Genomic DNA, 16,162 nt, shown 5'->3' on the forward strand with positions numbered 1-16,162 from the left:
TTTATCCCCCTTAAATTAAATAATGAACACAGTCTGCATAGCAGACCTGCAAACAGATCAGATTACATATCTTTCGTTATTCTCAACTACGATCTTTATATCATTTTCTCCCTTGTAATAGGAGTTTGCCTGGATAGTACCATGGCTTTCCACAATACAATTCTCAATATGAGTATTGTCGCCGATATAAACATCATTAAGAATAATTGAATTCTTTATGTAACAATTATTTCCAATGAAAGCACCCTTGAAAATAACAGAATCCTCTACCATACCGTTTATAATACATCCGCTTGAGATAAGGCTGTTTGAAACCTTCACTCCGACATTATATTTTGCAGGCGGAAGATCAATAACCTTTGTATAAACACCGGGATACTCATTAAAGAAATAGTTTCTTACCTCAGGCTTGAGGAAATCCATATTGGTACGGAAATAATCTTCAACAGAAGCAATGTTATTCCAATATGTCTTTAATTTATATCCGTAGATTCTCTTCATATCCTTATAACGAACAAGAATATCCCTAACGAAGTCGAATCTTTCTTCTGTCTGTGCCTTCTCAATCAGCTCTATTAATTGTCTGCGTCTGATCACGTAAATACCGCATGAAATTGTGTTGGACCTTGCAACAACAGGTTTCTCCTCAAATTCCTCGATTCGGCTCTCCTCATTCATACGGATTGTTCCGAATCTCTCGGCATCAATGTCTGCTGAAACATCCTTGCAAACAACTGTAATATCTGCCTGTTTTTCAATATGGTACTCAAGCAGCTTGTTATAGTCCATTTTGTATACGCAGTCACCGGATGTGATCACAACATACGGTTCGTGACAGCTCTTCAAAAAGCTGAGATTCTGCGCAATGGCATCTGCTGTTCCTCTGTACCATAAATTACCGTTAGCTTTAGCCGCAGGAGTGAAAACATATAATCCTCCCTGCTTACGTCCAAAATCCCACCACTTTGATGAAGACAAATGGGTATTTAAACTTCCGGCATTATACTGTGTAAAAACTGCCACTGTCTGAATGTGGGAGTTTGTCATATTACTCAGTGCAAAATCAATACTTCTGTAAAATCCGGCAACCGGCATCGCGCACACTGCCCTGTTCTTTGAAAGCTCATGCATGCGATTACTGCCACCACCGGCAAGAATAATTCCAATCGCTCTCACTACCTATCACCTGCCTTATCTAATGTTCTTCCGCTATCCAAAACTCCATCCGGATAGTCCTTTTCGGTAGTTACACCGGATATCATCGTGTTCTTACCAACGCTTACGTTGCTTGGAACAACTGACTTTTCTCCGATAGTTACGATTCCGTCTCTGTAAATTCCGGGTTTGGTCTCGTTCTGAACTTCCTCTCCCTCACCAAGCTTAACATTGTTTCCAATCTTAACATGCTCGGCAATTACAGCCTTCTCCACATTACAATTCTCACCGATCTCTGTTCCGTTCATTATGATTGAATGGCTTACAACAGTACCTTTTCCAATCTTAACGCCACATCCTATTACGGAATTGTGAACCTCACCGTAGATTTCAGATCCTTCACCAATGATGCTTCTTGAAGTTGAGCTCTCGGGTCCAAGATACTGAGGCGGCTGAATTTCATTCCTTGTGTAGATTTTCCAATACTCCTCGTAAAGGTTGAACTCAGGAACGATATCGATAAGTTCCATGTTTGCTTCCCAGTATGATGTAAGTGTTCCTACATCCTTCCAGTAGCCGTCAAATTCATATGCATAAAGTGACTGACCTTTATCCTTGCAATAAGGAATAATATGCTTACCGAAATCAAGTCCCGGCTGATCCTGATTGGTGATGAGAGCTTCCTTCAGTGCTTCCCATGAAAAGATATAAATACCCATAGATGCAAGATTTGAGCGTGGCTTCTCAGGCTTCTCCTCGAAGTCAACAATCTTTCTCTCCTCATCAGTGATCATTATTCCGAATCTGCTTGCCTCTTCTATCGGTACAGGCATAACTGCGATAGTAACATCTGCTCCGTTAGCTTTATGGAAGTCAAGCATTGTCTCATAATCCATCTTATATATATGGTCACCCGAAAGGATAAGCACATAGTCAGGATGGTAATTCTCCATATACTCAAGGTTCTGGAAAATAGCATTTGCTGTACCGGTGTACCACTCGCTGTTTGCACTTTTTTCATAAGGAGGCAAAATGGATACTCCACCGATATTACGGTCAAGATCCCACGGAATACCGATTCCGATGTGCGAATTAAGACGCAGCGGTCTGTACTGTGTAAGCACACCCACCGTATCTACTCCTGAATTAATGCAGTTACTGAGTGGAAAATCGATGATGCGGTATTTACCGCCAAATGAAACTGCTGGTTTTGCCATTTTTGCCGTCAGAACGCCCAGTCTGCTGCCCTGACCACCGGCTAACAACATGGCAATCATCTCTTTTTTTATCATGTTAAGACCTCGTTGTCATATAAAAAATATAGTTCCCGGTTATTAATGGCAGATTTAAAAAATCCCCCACATAAACCACCATTAAAAGTATATCACATTAAATATTTAAAGTGAATGTATTTACAAAAATAGTCCGCTTTTTTTCTAAGCTTTTGTAGGTTTTTTCATTTTTTGACATCATAATTTGTAAGTAGTATCTTTAAGATATTAATAATTACTGTTTTTACTTGAAAAAGTAAGAAAGGATGCATATGTATCAGATTAATTTTGATAATCCCATAAATGTATATTTCATCGGTATCGGAGGCATTTCCATGAGTGGCCTTGCCATGGTACTGGCTGACAGAGGCTTTAAAATAAGCGGTTCAGACCGTGCCGAATCCGAAGCTACACAAGCCCTTGAAAAAGCCGGAATTAAAGTTTTCATTGGACAAGGTGAAAAAAACATCAATGATTCATCTCTTCCGGACCTTGTAGTATATACAGCTGCCATTCATCCTGATAATCCTGAATTTGCAAAAGCAAAAAAGCTCGGCATTCCGATGCTTACAAGAGCTGAACTTCTTGGACAGATCATGAAGCACTATTACCTGCCTGTTGCCGTTGCCGGAACACATGGTAAAACCACCACAACAGCAATGGTCTCCAAAATAATGCTTGAAGGAAATCTTGACCCTACTATTTCAATAGGTGGTTTTCTGAAGGACATCGGCGGTAATATCAGAATCGGTGCATCAAAATATTTTGTTACAGAGGCCTGTGAATACACCAACAGCTTCCTAAGCTTCTTTCCCGGTGTTGGCATAATTCTGAACGTTGATGCCGATCATCTGGATTTTTTCAAAGATTTGGATGACATAAGAAATTCATTCAGAAAATTTGCTGCTCTTATTCCGGAAAGTGGCACACTTGTTATAAACGGCGAAATACCAAAACTTTCCGAACTGACAGAGGGGCTTAGCTGCAATATTAAAACCTATGGTTTTTCGGATGAATTTGACTATTATCCGACCAATATCAAATATGACGATTTTGGAAATGCTTCTTTTCATATTAATAGAAGAAACTCCTCAGGTTATGACATAACATTAAAGGTCCCCGGCAGGCACAATATTGGTAACGCCATGGCTGCTGCTGCTGCAGCGGATGTATTCCAGATCCCTGAAGCCGAGATCAAATCCGGTCTTTGCTCATTTACCGGAACAGACAGACGTTTTGAATACAAAGGCACTGTTGACGGCGTAACTATAATAGACGATTATGCTCATCACCCCACCGAAATAGCAGCAACACTTAATGCTGCCAGGAATTACCCTCATAAAAATATGTGGGTTGTTTTCCAGCCTCATACTTTCACAAGAACCAAGGCTCTTATGGATGAATTTGCCAATGCTCTGCTGCCTGCCGATAAACTGATAATCGCCGACATCTATGCCGCCAGAGAAACAGACAACCTGGGCATTAGTTCCAGAACTCTCAAGGAAAAAATCGAATCACTCGGTCACGAATGTTTCTATTTCCCTTCCTTTGATGAGATTGAAAAATTTCTTTTGCAAAATTGCACGAAGGATGACATGTTGATAACCATGGGTGCAGGGAATGTTGTAGATATCGCAAATGACCTTTTAGGACTCTGATTTTCCACTCTATCCACTTTGGTCTTGTACAATTTAATTAAAATTTTATGTGGATAACTTCCGCCAATGTCACTCGGAAACTTCCTTGTGATTTGGCGGTTTTCTTTATATTTTTGATAAAAATAATCCACGTTATCCACATTGTCCACAAAGGTTCAAAAGTCCGCAAAGCCAGTCCTGCACTGAATTTTTATCGTCATTTTTCCCATTTGCACACAGCCTCATTCAGTGTATAATTCAAAACGAATTGAAGAGAATTAAAAAAGAAATATGAAAAAAGTGGGTGAAGAAACACATGATGGGGCGAGTTACTATCAATCAAAATTCTATAATGTCTACAACATCAATTTCCAATATTTTTATAGATGAATATCTTGCAGAAGCAAATGACGCAGAGATAAAGGTTTACCTTTATCTTCTTCGTATGATGTGTTCAGGCACTGCTACCAGTGTCTCTGACCTTGCAGATAAGTTTAACTATACCGAGAAAGACGTTCAGCGTGCGCTAACATATTGGGAAAATTTAGGTCTTATCGGTCTGGAATTTGATACCCTGGGACAGCTTATAGGTATACATATGCAGGACATTGTTCCCAAAAAGGCTGCTAAGGTTACAAACCTCCATTCCGTCCGTATAAGCGACAGCAGCAATGAACACCAGTCCGTACCGGCATCACAGCCAAGATACTCTGTTGTTAAAAACACATCTGCAAAAAAGAAGGAGCACAGGGATAATCCTCAAATGCTCTTTGTAGCAGAACAATATTTTGGACGTACTTTGAATCCCGGTGAGATCAAGACCATTTATTATATCCAGGATGAGCTTGAATTTTCAGAGGATCTTATCGATTATCTTCTTCAGCACTGCGCAAGCATGGGAAAGAAAGACTTCGATTATGTCCGCAAAATAGCCATGAACTGGCACGAGAAAGGTATAACAACCATTTCTCAGGCAACACAAGAGAATTCCGCTAACAGAGCTGCATATCAGATAATGAAAGAACTTGGTATGCAAAATGCTCCCACTCCTGCCGAGCTTCAATTTTTTGATCGTTGGCAGAAGGACTATGGTTTTTCACTTACTCTGATTACCGAAGCTTGCAGAAGAACAGTACTCCAGACACAGGTTAAACGTCTGCAATACTGTGATGGCATTTTAAAAAGCTGGTACAAAGAAGGCGTAAAGACTCTTAGCGATGTAAAAAAACTTGATTCCGCATTTGGAAAAGAAACAAATGCCAAAGAATCCGCCAGAAAGAATGATACAGTTAAAGTAAATAACCGCTTTCATCAGTTCCAGCAAAACGACTACGATCTTAGCAGTCTCGAGCAGCAATTACTTGATAATTAATTGTTATGGCACTGGGCTTTAAGTACCTCGCCAAGTGCATTTTGTACACTACTCACAGAGGGAAGAGAAAATAGCTATGGCTTTAACAAATACTCAATATGATGAGATTATGCATGATTATGAAAGGATTCGCACACTTAGAAGAAGCGAATTGTCACAACGTATCAAATACGTCGAAGAGCATGTCCCGGGTTATCTGGCTCTTGAACAGGAAACCGGAAAAAGAAGCGCAGCCTTCGGCCGTCGCCTTTTAAGCGGTGAGAAACTTGACAAATCCGAGCTTCACAAACAGCTTGAAGACATTTCAGCACAGAAAAAGAGTCTGCTACGAAAAGCAGGTCTTTCCGACGATTACCTGGAGATGGAATATGATTGCCCAATCTGCAAAGATACAGGCTATGTAGACAATGAAAAGTGCGTATGCTTCAAACAAAAAATCATAGAACGTCTTTATGCGCAATCCAACATAAATAAGCTTGCTGAAGAAGCAAACTTTTCCCTTATGTCAGATCAGTATTATCAGGGCGAGGATCTGGAACGTTTTTTGGGTGCGGTTAAAACTTCGAAAGATTTTATTAAGAATTTTGAAAGTTTATACCCAAATCTTCTCTTTTATGGTACAGTTGGTACTGGTAAATCGTTCCTTTCGATTTGTATTGCCAAAGAAATCCTTGAAATGGGTCATTCCGTGCTGTATTTCAGCGCTGCATCACTCTTTTCACTTATACAGTCGAATTCCTTCGATTTCAAAAAATCCGAGGAGCTACGGACTTTGTTCGACGATTTATACAATACAGACCTTCTCATTATTGATGATCTGGGGACAGAACATGTTACCAATACGTCTATCCCTCAACTTTTCACATGCATTAATGAGAGAATGAACAGGAATAAATCTACCATTATCACAACTAATTTTTCATTGGACGATATTAAGTCCATGTACTCAGAACGAGTATCTTCCCGGATTGCCAGTTCCTATCATCTTTGTAAGCTGACAGGTAAAGATATTCGCATCATGAAAAAGGTACAGAATAGAAAGTGAGGAATTTTGGCGATGCCAAGAAGAGAAGAAAAACGCAACCTTGAAACTATCCCCGTTGGTTCATTGGGTATCATACCATTAAAGGGATGTGAGTCACTTGGTGAAAAGGTGGATTACTACCTGGTAAAATGGCGTCAGGAGCGTGAAAATGAGCACAAGGGAAGCCTTGCATTCACAGGTTATGAACGTCCATCCTACCTTTTGAACGCCGAGGTACCAAGATTTGGAAGCGGTGAAGCTAAGGGTGTTATCAAACAGTCTGTCAGAGGTGACGACCTTTATCTTATGGTTGATGTATGCAACCACTCTCTTACATATTCACTTTTCGGAAAAGAAAACCATATGTCACCTGATGATCATTATCAGGATCTTAAAAGAATAATCGCCGCTGTAGGCGGTAAGGCAAGAAGAATTACAGTCATCATGCCTTTCTTATATGAGAGTCGTCAGCACAAACGTACCTCAAGAGAATCTCTTGACTGTGCTATTGCCCTTCAGGAACTTGTAGGAATGGGCGTCGACAACATAATTACTTTTGACGCACATGATCCCAGAGTACAGAACGCAATTCCTCTTAACGGTTTTGAAACAGTCCGTACGACTTATCAGTTTATAAAAGCTCTTCTCAGAAACATCAATGGTCTTCAGATTGATTCAGATCACATGATGGTAATATCACCCGATGAAGGTGGTATGGGACGTGCTATCTATCTTGCAAGCGTCATGGGGCTGGATGTAGGAATGTTCTATAAGAGGCGCGACTATACACAGGTCGTTGACGGCAGAAATCCTATTGTATCTCATGAATTCCTCGGAACCTCAGTTGAGGACAAAGATGTAATTATTGTTGATGACATGATTTCATCCGGTGAAAGCATCTTCGATGTTGCTAAAGCATTAAAGCAAAGAAAAGCAGCTCACATCTACGCTTTCGCAACATTTGGTTTGTTCACAAGTGGTCTCGACAAATTTGATAAAGCTTATGAAGAGGGACTTATAGACAGAGTCCTTACAACAAACCTGATTTACCAGACTCCCGAGCTTCTGTCACGTGAATGGTACATAAGCTGCGATATGAGTAAATACATTGCCTACCTTATAGATACACTTAACCATGATGCATCTATCAGCGATCTTCTTAATCCGGTAGAACGTATTAACAGCATTATCGCCCGTTATAAAAAAGGTGAACTTGACACACAGGTAAAATAATATAAACATAAAAACCTTCCCGGTTGGGAAGGTTTTTTACGTTTATTCTTTAGTTTTCCAAGCCCGGTAAATATGTGATAAAGTGGTTACCATTATTCTCAAACAATGTTGTAGCATCTCCTCTTCCGAGCTTGTATACCTGTCCTGTCGAAGGTTCAAGGAGAACAGTATTAAGATCATTAAACCCGATAATAAGAATACTGTTTCCATCATTTAAAGTAGCCATTACCGGTATATCCTGATTTACATAATATAGCATTGCTTCCATAGGACAGCCATCAAGTTCAAGCACCCTGGCTCCTACAAGGCTGTTCTTAAGAATGTTTACGACTGCTTCACCCTGTTCCAGCATTGCCTTTGTATTAATGCTTATTCCCTTATGCTGCAAAATCATATCTATGCATACGCCTGTTGAATCTTCAGCCTGCATATTCTCATAATCTGCAGCAAGATTTGTAATATACATGATCTGATTAGATGTAAGAAGATTTCCTCTAACCCAGACATACTGATTATCATCATTTATGACCACACCCGGAGCATTATATGCCAGATTTACGGCAGCTGCAGGATTATCATAAACTTTTAAAAGTCCGTAAAGGCCATACACATAGTAATATGGCTCGATTTCTTTATCTCTGTCAGACTTAATTTCAACCTCTCTGCTACCCTCATATAATGTCATGTTCGGAGTCTGCAATATAAGCGATTTTGTTTTAATATTACTCTTAACTTTTATCTGAGTAATATTTTTGTAATTATCAGTAGCTGCAATAGTAATATGATTACTTCCAACTTCCTTCTTCAAAGTATTCATTATCTGATCATCTATCAGTTCATCATAAAGCCCGCTTCCCTCATTCCACTGAGCACGGGAAAGCCTGATCAGATTATCTTCTATGGAAATACCCGTAACAACTCCTTGAGAAGGAGTATAGTTCTCCAAAGTATTGCCTTCACTGTCCACAATATGAACACTGTACATACCATATACGGTTGTACCCATACGATCCGTATGGACATCAGCCTCATGAACCATTCCATAAACCAGATCTTCACCCATAAAACCAAGTACTCTGACAAGGTCACCCTGCTCAGCCTTAATTTCCGATTGTGCCTGTGTACTTAGATTCATAATTTGAACAGTTTTCTTACTCTCATCCTGCCAGGCTATTATACTTCCGGACTCTGACTGAGAATATCTGTCCTCTGAAAGATTTTCAATGAGGTTTTTCTGTGTTCTCTGGTCCAGATTTATCATATATACATCACCGTCGGATTTGATAAAAAGATCCCCATTCTTACTAACATAAAGGATGTTTTCCGAATAGGCCCTCACAATATCCTGATGCAATGTGGATGGAACAAAGACCATTTCCTCAATAGTATTTAGCTGTGAATCATATTTGTAAATAGCATTTCCGACGCAGCCCTCGTGATCTCCTCTGTTCATATAACCTGATACTGCAAATTCTACATTTCCCGTTTCGTCAACACTTAGAATATGAATGGTATTCCCCTGGAAAGTTGCCCTGTCATCATTGTTATCGTCATCATAAAATCCAAATACCATCGCAATCTTGTTTTCATTACTATTATAAACGTAAAGTCTGTCCTCACTGATGAATGCGAAAATGCCTCCACCTTCACTTTCCCCGATCGACACGTTTGGATCGGTAATCCACAAACTGATAACATTGTCCGTTATATCTGATGTATCAGCACTGAACACATAGTTCATTGTTCTGTCAAAATTCAAAAGATAAATCCTATCGGTTGTATACCTGATTCTGTATGCCTCTTTAACGTTATACAGTTTTTCAGATCCATCCTCAATTTTCTGAGTCACCTGATATTCAAGACCGATCGTTGATGTCTGTGACTGAATGTCTCGAACCTTTATTTTGGGTTCTGTATGGTTAACTATATTAAGATTACCCCATTTAACCTGATCGTAACTGCTATTTATTGTTACATGACTAAATGAAGTATTATCTCCCTCAGCATTTGATTCAAGGTATTTTGACAATTCAGAAGAAGCATCTCCTTTTTCAAAACTCATATTGGAAAAATTCAACGCAAAATCAATTGCCTCATCAGCATGAAAAGAATCCTCATTCTCCGGCCAGATTACCCTTGTATAATATCGGGCAGTTTTCCCATTTACATCGGCAAGAATTACCAGCATGTACTCCTTACCCGCGTCTATAAGATCTTTTATCTGAAAACTTCCGCTTATAATATCGCCCTCAGTGTTGATATCTGTAATCTCGGTATTCTCTACCAGACCATTTCCTGCTGCCTGTCTAATCTCAAATTTGAGCCCGGTTACATCTTCGCCATAAGTGTTCATTTTAAATGAAACGCCCCTGGAAGCGCTTGTAGTAATAATATCTCCACGCATATGCGCTACTTCCATTTCAGTAGCATATCCATGCAGAAGATTGACTTCTCTTCCTCCAAAGTCAAATGTAACTGTCGGAAAAGTTGGCGCTTCCATCTTTGCCGTCATATCAACAGTCTCAACATTTGTAAAATGCCCTATAATAAAAAGAGATAAAACAAAAACAATAATTGTATATATTGCTTTAATGATAAATTTCTTCATTATAAATCCTATGCCTTAATTCCATTGACTTCTTTCACTCATAGAGTTAATATTTTTCTAACTTTTAAACGTTTATAGCCAGCGCAAAAGCGCAGATTGGGGGAATGATGAGTTACCCTGTTCTTTACCGCAAACGTATTATTCCAAATGAGTGTGTACTACTAAAAAAAGATCGTATCCTGCAATGTGATGATAACACCATTGTTACCGCATGGGAAGCAATCCATCCAAGGTCTGATCTGTCACACGGTTATTCCTGTTATTATTTAAAACGAGGCTACAAGGTGAGCAAATTTTATCGGGCAGATTCCAGTCTGATGTACTGGTATTGCGATATTGTTGATTACCAGAAAGGTCCTGAAGAAAATTCAATACTTACTCTGGATCTTCTTGCTGACGTTGTAATATATCCCGATGGCAAGATACGTATTGTTGATCTCGACGAGCTCGCTGATGCTTTTGAGCAAAAGCTGATCGATGAACACCAAATGAAAAAAGCGCTTAATTCTCTTGGTGACCTCATGGATGCCATTTATGAAAACAGCATCTCTGCGCTTGAAGCACCGATAATCAAAGCGCTTTCCGCAAATCAGTAGAATACATGCCCACCAATGTTTATACCCTTAAGACCGGGTATAGGTGTTCTGAAATATACACAGTTTCCTACATTGGTAGCCCCGCCCATAGCAGCATCTGCTGCCTGATAACAGGCTTCTGTTGCGCTGCCGTTGGCAAGTGCCAGCGCAAGGCGTCCGCTTGCAACAGGCGAAAACTGTCCCGATTGATAAATAACACCAACCACAGTATCAGGATAAACAGAGCTCAAAACTCTGTTTATTACTACTGCGCCAACCGCAACCTTGCCTTCATATGGCTCAGCACCTGCTTCACAATAAATCAGATTTGCCAGAAGATATCTGTCTCCTTCTGCAAAAGAAACTTCAGATATATTTCTCCATTTTGATTTTGCTGCCAATTTGGACAATCTTATTTCTTCAGCAAGCTTGGCCTCAAGCGCTTTTACATCTGCGTTTTGCTCTTCAACCTGATCTTCATACGCTCTGGCCTTTGCTTCATATTCCCTTGCCTGCTCTTCTATATCTCTGGCCTCAGACTCGGCAGTGGAAATATTCTTCTTATATTCATTAATACTTCCGCTTGTTTTATCTACAAGTCCCGAAACTCTGGTCTGCTCTTCTTCAACCTTAACCTTGCATTCGTCCAGCTCTTCTTTTTCTGCCTGAAGACTCTTTTCTTTAGCATCAATATTTACACATGTTTCTTTATACAGTTCAAGCATCTTCCTGTCATATGCGGAAAGAGATGCAATATAATTACTGTGATTGAGAAATTCAGCAAAGTCACCTATATTAGAAAGCATATCAAGTACCACAAAATTCTCTTTTTCATAAATGAACCTTACACGCTTCTTCATAGCAGCATACTGTTCATCCCTTGTATTGATAGCCTGTGCCAATTCTTCCTGGGTAATGCTGATCTCATCTTCTTTCTCATCAATCTGAGTCTCAAGGTCTGCCAGATTGTCACTGACCTCGCTTAATTTATCATTCAAATCACTCAGCTTATCCTCAAGTACATTTTTTTCCTGATGTAAAGTTGAGATATCTTCCTTTTTATCATTAAGCTGGTCCTTGGTATCGCTGAGTTGATCCTTAGTATCATTAAGCTGATCCTTGGTCTTATTAAGTTTATCCTTTGCTTCCTCCAATGCTTTCTTAGTAGCCTCTGTAGCATGTACCTTAGCAGGGTTTCCCTCTGCATTTATACATGATATAAGTAACAGAGCTATCGCAAAAAGCCTTAAACCTCGCCCTTTATAACCTTTCAAAACATTTCCCCTGATCAAATTTCTATATGTATATTTTTACCCGATCTGCTGTACGCATGATACTTAACTCCTGCTGCATCAAACATCTTCTTGGATGCTCTGGTAGCAGCAGAAGAGCTGTACTTATCACTATCGTAAACCACTTCCTTTATACCCGATTGGATAATGGCTTTAGCACATTCGTTACATGGAAAAAGAGATACATAGAGCTTTGCCCCATCAAGACTTCCGCCTCTGTAATTAAGAATTGCATTTAACTCACTATGCGTAACAAATGGATATTTGGTTGCCAGCTCGTCCTCTCCGTCTCTCTCCCACGGAAAAGTATCGTCATCGCACCCTATAGGAAATCCATTATACCCCATAGATAAAATCTTGTTATCCTGACTTACAATACAGGTTCCAACCTGCGTGTTTGGATCCTTTGAACGCATGGCAGCCAGCTTGGCAACACCCATAAAATACTCATCCCAGGATATGTAATCTTCTCTTTTCATACAATTAGCCTCCCCTTAGGTCTGTTTCCGATACCATTCCCAAATCATACTTCGAATTATTGCACAGTATCAGGCTCCATTTCGGAAATCTCAGAAATTCTGCGAACATGCTTTTCAAGTCCGGAGAACTCAGTATCCAAAAATGTGTCTACTATATCAATTGCCATATCAGGTCCAATAAGTGCTCCACCCATTGCAAGTACATTTGCATCATTATGCTCTCTGGTAAGTCTGGCTGAATGAGGTTCGCTACATAATGCACACCTAATACCCTTAACTTTATTTGCAACGATAGAGATGCCAATACCTGTAGTACAGATAACTATTCCTTTTTCACACTCTCCGCTTGCTACTGCCTCTGCTGCCTTTCTTCCGAATATCGGATAGTCACAGGAATTCTTATCATAAGTACCGAAATCCTTATATTCGATACCTCTCTCCTTTAAATGCTCAATTACCACCTGTTTAATGTCAAATCCACCATGGTCACTTCCAAGTGCTATCATTTTTCATATTCTCCTCTTCTATATTTTAATTGCTGCTTCATCAGCAATTTTTACATAAACAATCCAAAATGAAAATATGCTCAAGAAGTCAGACTTTTATCACTTTATGTCCTGCTGCCTTAAGTAATCTGTTCATTATAGCCTGCCCTATACCATTTTCATCAAATGCTTCAGAAAACATACATTCAACCTGTTCATCATCAAACTGCCTAAGTATACTAAAAAGATTTCTGGCAATCTCTTCCTCGTCATCACGGCTTCCTGCACATTTTATGACATCCGCCTTATACAGACCCGCAGTTTCTGTTGTGGCAATAACTCCGGTTTTAACACCCTCAGCAATATGTTGCATGATCTGTTCATTTATGTATTTTGTAACCTGCAAAGGCTCACCTTCCACAATTGTGAGATCTCCCTTTGGGGCATAATGTCTATACTTCATTCCCGGAGCTTTAGGTTTTACTCCGCTTTCAGCACTCAGTATAGTTTTATCTATGCTGATGCCTCCAAGAATATCCTCAAGCATCTTTTTTGTGACGTAGCCGGGGCGAAGAATCATCGGTGTATCTACCGTAAGATCAATGATTGTAGATTCAAGGCCAATTCCAACTGCGCCTCCGTCAATTATCATCTCAACTCTTCCGTTCAGATCCTCAACACAATATTTTGCCTCTGTAGGGCTTGGTCTGCCTGAAAGATTTGCACTGGGAGCAGCTATATATCCACCTGACTGTCTTATCAGTTCAGCTGCGATCTTATTGCTTGGCATTCTGATTGCTACAGTATCAAGCCCTCCTGTAGTTTCATAAGGAACGGCATCAGATTTATTCATGATCATTGTTAAAGGTCCCGGCCAAAGCACATCCGCAAGTTTATATGCAGCATCAGGTATTTCTTTTACTATTTTTTCCAAAGACTGCATATCTGCCACATGTACAATAAGTGGATTATCTGATGGTCTGCCTTTCGCTGCATATATTTTCTTCGAAGACTCAGGATTAAGCGCATCTCCTCCAAGACCATAAACCGTCTCGGTAGGGAAGGCTACAAGCCCACCATTTTTAATAATTTCACCGGCTTTTTCCAAAGCCATGCACGCTTTGTCATCAATGTTTAATTCATCTATTACTTCAACAATTGTTTCCATTTATTTCTTCTTTGTACTTCTTTTCTTATTCAAATCTTCTTTTTTATATTTCTTCTATAAAAACAGGCTTTATCTTTTTCTTTAATATCACTAATACAGGCTACAGATTATTGGGCCATATAATTTGCTATAACGTCCCACACATCAGCATTTTCGAAACCAAGAGCCCATTCTGCGACTCCTGCAACACCTGCGCTTTGCATCACGTTCAGCTTAGCCTCAATTGATCTTGCCTCTTCATTCCAAATCTGATAAAAATCACCATTTGAATCCGTAGCTTCACCATAGTACTGACAGGTAGTCTCGTCCCACTTCATCTCCATTCCCTTTTCCGAAATGACATTTTCAGCACCACTCATATGTAAGGCTTTGCTGCTTAGCTCACCTCCACTTGTAGTCCATAATCTTGTGTAAAAAGGTATTGCATTAATAAGCTTTTCTGCAGGAACTTCATCAAGTGCTTTTGTTATTCCTGTCTGAACATAGTTTATTGAGGCAACAGATCCTGCCTCTTTTGAACCTGCATAGTGCTCATCATATCCCATTATAACAACGTAATCACAAACAATCCCCTGCTCCTTAAGATCATAATGATCATTAAAATCCATTGGAACATAATCATCAATTGAAAGGATTATTCCGTTCCTGCGACATGCAACAGAGAGTTCCCTAATAAATTCGAGATAAGAATCCGCATAGCTTTCATTTATAAGCTCAAAATCGACATTTATTCCCTCAAAACCATACTCTGACTGCTTTTGTATAAGATTAGATATCAGGTTTGCACGGGATGAGGCATGTGATAATACAGTTTCTGTATCCGGCTTATTATCGTTATTAAAATTATCCACAACAGCCCACACCTGCAAACCGTTAGCATGAGCAGTCGTTATATAATCATTTGTTGCATAGCTTGAAATATTACCCTCAGTATCGGAAAGAGAAAACCAGGTAGGGGCAATAACATTAAGACTCTTTGTTTGTGATATAATTCCGGAAACCGTTTCATTTCCTGCTATTCCACCTATAGGATGGAATCCGACATTCGCCTTTGTGCCCAGTTTAATCGATGTGTACTCACCAAGATCAAGCTTTTCAGTTTCAAATCCTTCTATAGAAGCAGGCGCTATATCCTTGATATATTTGTTTTCAACATAACCGATATGAGCATCACCGGATACTACTCTCGACCATTCCTCCATCTGTTCAACGACAGTAACCTGCCCCTCAGCATAGGATACTATCTCACTCTTTCTTCCACCAAGCTTTCTTAGTGCTATCTTCTTTTTTAAATTTCCTACCTGAAGCTCATCTCCACGCTTAGAATAAATCCTTATTCTTGCAGGACCTTCATCCGAAAAGCTCTGTGAGGACATATCTGTATATCTTTCCAGATATTTCACAGCTACAAAAAGAGTATCTCCTTCCTGCATGCAGGTCGTATACCCAAGATCTTCATTTGATCCGTCCGTTTTTGTAACAACAGATTCCCCGACAGATGTAGTAAAGATCTCATTCGGTCCTGTGTAAACAAGAATTCCGTCTAATACTCCGTAATAAAATCTATTACTTATATATTTCTGTACCAGATCAAAGCTTAAATAGAACACACCATTAAAACAGGTTGCCTTTTCTTCCTTAAGTTCATCATCAACAAAAAGAACTGCCTGTGTAGGATCAGTCAGTTGATAATAATCATTAAGGTCTGCTTTTTCTCTTGAATATGAAAAATGCTCAAACGCAACTTGTCCGGCATATATAAGTCCAATAAATACAATAAGGGCGATTATGAAAATCACCGGTTTAATCTTTTTCTTCATCTATTACCGACTCCTTCCAATCGCCCATTATTTTACCACAAAT

General features: G+C 39.5%; 13 protein-coding genes. 5 read left to right on the forward strand and 8 right to left on the reverse strand.

Annotated features, from left to right (window positions below; translation table 11 throughout):
- Positions 1–57: 57 nt before the first annotated feature.
- On the reverse strand, positions 58–1,176 hold the full coding sequence (gene glgD / locus BV60_RS0115975; protein ID WP_029323344.1) for a glucose-1-phosphate adenylyltransferase subunit GlgD: 1,119 nt from the start codon (positions 1,174–1,176) through the stop codon (positions 58–60).
- A complete protein-coding gene (locus BV60_RS0115980) occupies positions 1,176–2,447 on the reverse strand; it encodes a glucose-1-phosphate adenylyltransferase (RefSeq protein ID WP_029323346.1) in 1,272 nt (423 codons plus the stop codon). Before BV60_RS0115980 ends, glgD begins: the two co-directional genes overlap by 1 nt.
- Positions 2,448–2,698: 251 nt before the next feature.
- Between BV60_RS0115980 and murC the strand changes: the two genes are divergently transcribed.
- The 4 genes from murC to BV60_RS0116000 all read left to right on the forward strand — a co-directional run bounded on the left by murC (position 2,699) and on the right by BV60_RS0116000 (position 7,692).
- A complete protein-coding gene (gene murC / locus BV60_RS0115985) occupies positions 2,699–4,084 on the forward strand; it encodes a UDP-N-acetylmuramate--L-alanine ligase (protein WP_029323348.1) in 1,386 nt (461 codons plus the stop codon).
- Positions 4,085–4,415: 331 nt separating this feature from the next.
- Positions 4,416–5,435: a DnaD domain protein gene (locus BV60_RS0115990; protein WP_051656797.1), complete on the forward strand. Its 1,020-nt coding sequence runs from the start codon at positions 4,416–4,418 to the stop codon at positions 5,433–5,435.
- Positions 5,436–5,511: 76 nt separating this feature from the next.
- Positions 5,512–6,480, forward strand: a complete 969-nt coding sequence (locus BV60_RS0115995) for an ATP-binding protein (RefSeq protein ID WP_029323352.1) — start codon at positions 5,512–5,514, stop codon at positions 6,478–6,480.
- Between the two features lie 12 nt (positions 6,481–6,492).
- On the forward strand, positions 6,493–7,692 hold the full coding sequence (locus BV60_RS0116000) for a ribose-phosphate pyrophosphokinase (RefSeq protein ID WP_029323354.1): 1,200 nt from the start codon (positions 6,493–6,495) through the stop codon (positions 7,690–7,692).
- A gap of 49 nt (positions 7,693–7,741) precedes the next feature.
- Here BV60_RS0116000 and BV60_RS0116005 read toward each other — a convergent pair whose 3' ends face one another.
- The gene (locus BV60_RS0116005) at positions 7,742–10,300 is read right to left on the reverse strand and encodes a hypothetical protein (RefSeq protein WP_029323356.1); all 2,559 of its coding nucleotides are present in this window, start codon (positions 10,298–10,300) and stop codon (positions 7,742–7,744) included.
- 104 nt (positions 10,301–10,404) lie between these two features.
- Between BV60_RS0116005 and BV60_RS0116010 the strand changes: the two genes are divergently transcribed.
- Positions 10,405–10,896, forward strand: coding sequence for a DUF402 domain-containing protein (locus BV60_RS0116010; protein WP_242840995.1), 492 nt, complete (start codon positions 10,405–10,407; stop codon positions 10,894–10,896).
- Here BV60_RS0116010 and BV60_RS0116015 read toward each other — a convergent pair.
- From BV60_RS0116015 to BV60_RS0116035, 5 genes are all read right to left on the reverse strand, one after another.
- Positions 10,890–12,149 (reverse strand): cell wall hydrolase, encoded by a 1,260-nt coding sequence (locus tag BV60_RS0116015; RefSeq protein WP_029323358.1) that lies wholly within the window; start codon positions 12,147–12,149, stop codon positions 10,890–10,892. The genes BV60_RS0116010 and BV60_RS0116015 overlap by 7 nt on opposite strands.
- A 14-nt stretch (positions 12,150–12,163) precedes the next feature.
- Positions 12,164–12,646 carry a deoxycytidylate deaminase gene (locus BV60_RS0116020; protein ID WP_029323360.1) on the reverse strand — a complete coding sequence of 161 codons (483 nt, stop codon included), beginning with the start codon at positions 12,644–12,646 and terminating at the stop codon, positions 12,164–12,166.
- Between the two features lie 56 nt (positions 12,647–12,702).
- A complete protein-coding gene (gene rpiB / locus BV60_RS0116025) occupies positions 12,703–13,152 on the reverse strand; it encodes a ribose 5-phosphate isomerase B (protein WP_029323361.1) in 450 nt (149 codons plus the stop codon).
- Positions 13,153–13,240: 88 nt separating this feature from the next.
- Positions 13,241–14,299, reverse strand: coding sequence for an L-threonylcarbamoyladenylate synthase (locus BV60_RS0116030; RefSeq protein WP_029323363.1), 1,059 nt, complete (start codon positions 14,297–14,299; stop codon positions 13,241–13,243).
- A gap of 107 nt (positions 14,300–14,406) precedes the next feature.
- Positions 14,407–16,119 carry a glycosyl hydrolase family 18 protein gene (locus BV60_RS0116035; protein ID WP_029323364.1) on the reverse strand — a complete coding sequence of 571 codons (1,713 nt, stop codon included), beginning with the start codon at positions 16,117–16,119 and terminating at the stop codon, positions 14,407–14,409.
- Between the last annotated feature and the right edge of the window lie 43 nt (positions 16,120–16,162).

The sequence above is a fragment of the Butyrivibrio sp. AE3004 genome (assembly GCF_000703165.1).
Classification (GTDB): Bacteria; Bacillota; Clostridia; order Lachnospirales; family Lachnospiraceae; genus Butyrivibrio.

What these genes read in the sequence shown, in the direction of transcription:
- BV60_RS0116000 (WP_029323354.1), top strand. Translation starts at nt 6,493, where the DNA reads ATGCCAAGAAGAGAAGAAAAACGCAACCTTGAAACTATCCCCGTTGGT.
- BV60_RS0116020 (WP_029323360.1), bottom strand. Translation starts at nt 12,646, where the DNA reads ATGAAAAGAGAAGATTACATATCCTGGGATGAGTATTTTATGGGTGTT.
- BV60_RS0115990 (WP_051656797.1), top strand. Translation starts at nt 4,416, where the DNA reads ATGTCTACAACATCAATTTCCAATATTTTTATAGATGAATATCTTGCA.
- BV60_RS0115995 (WP_029323352.1), top strand. Translation starts at nt 5,512, where the DNA reads ATGGCTTTAACAAATACTCAATATGATGAGATTATGCATGATTATGAA.
- BV60_RS0115980 (WP_029323346.1), bottom strand. Translation starts at nt 2,447, where the DNA reads ATGATAAAAAAAGAGATGATTGCCATGTTGTTAGCCGGTGGTCAGGGC.
- BV60_RS0116030 (WP_029323363.1), bottom strand. Translation starts at nt 14,299, where the DNA reads ATGGAAACAATTGTTGAAGTAATAGATGAATTAAACATTGATGACAAA.
- rpiB (WP_029323361.1), bottom strand. Translation starts at nt 13,152, where the DNA reads ATGATAGCACTTGGAAGTGACCATGGTGGATTTGACATTAAACAGGTG.
- BV60_RS0116010 (WP_242840995.1), top strand. Translation starts at nt 10,405, where the DNA reads ATGATGAGTTACCCTGTTCTTTACCGCAAACGTATTATTCCAAATGAG.
- BV60_RS0116035 (WP_029323364.1), bottom strand. Translation starts at nt 16,119, where the DNA reads ATGAAGAAAAAGATTAAACCGGTGATTTTCATAATCGCCCTTATTGTA.
- murC (WP_029323348.1), top strand. Translation starts at nt 2,699, where the DNA reads ATGTATCAGATTAATTTTGATAATCCCATAAATGTATATTTCATCGGT.
- BV60_RS0116005 (WP_029323356.1), bottom strand. Translation starts at nt 10,300, where the DNA reads ATGAAGAAATTTATCATTAAAGCAATATATACAATTATTGTTTTTGTT.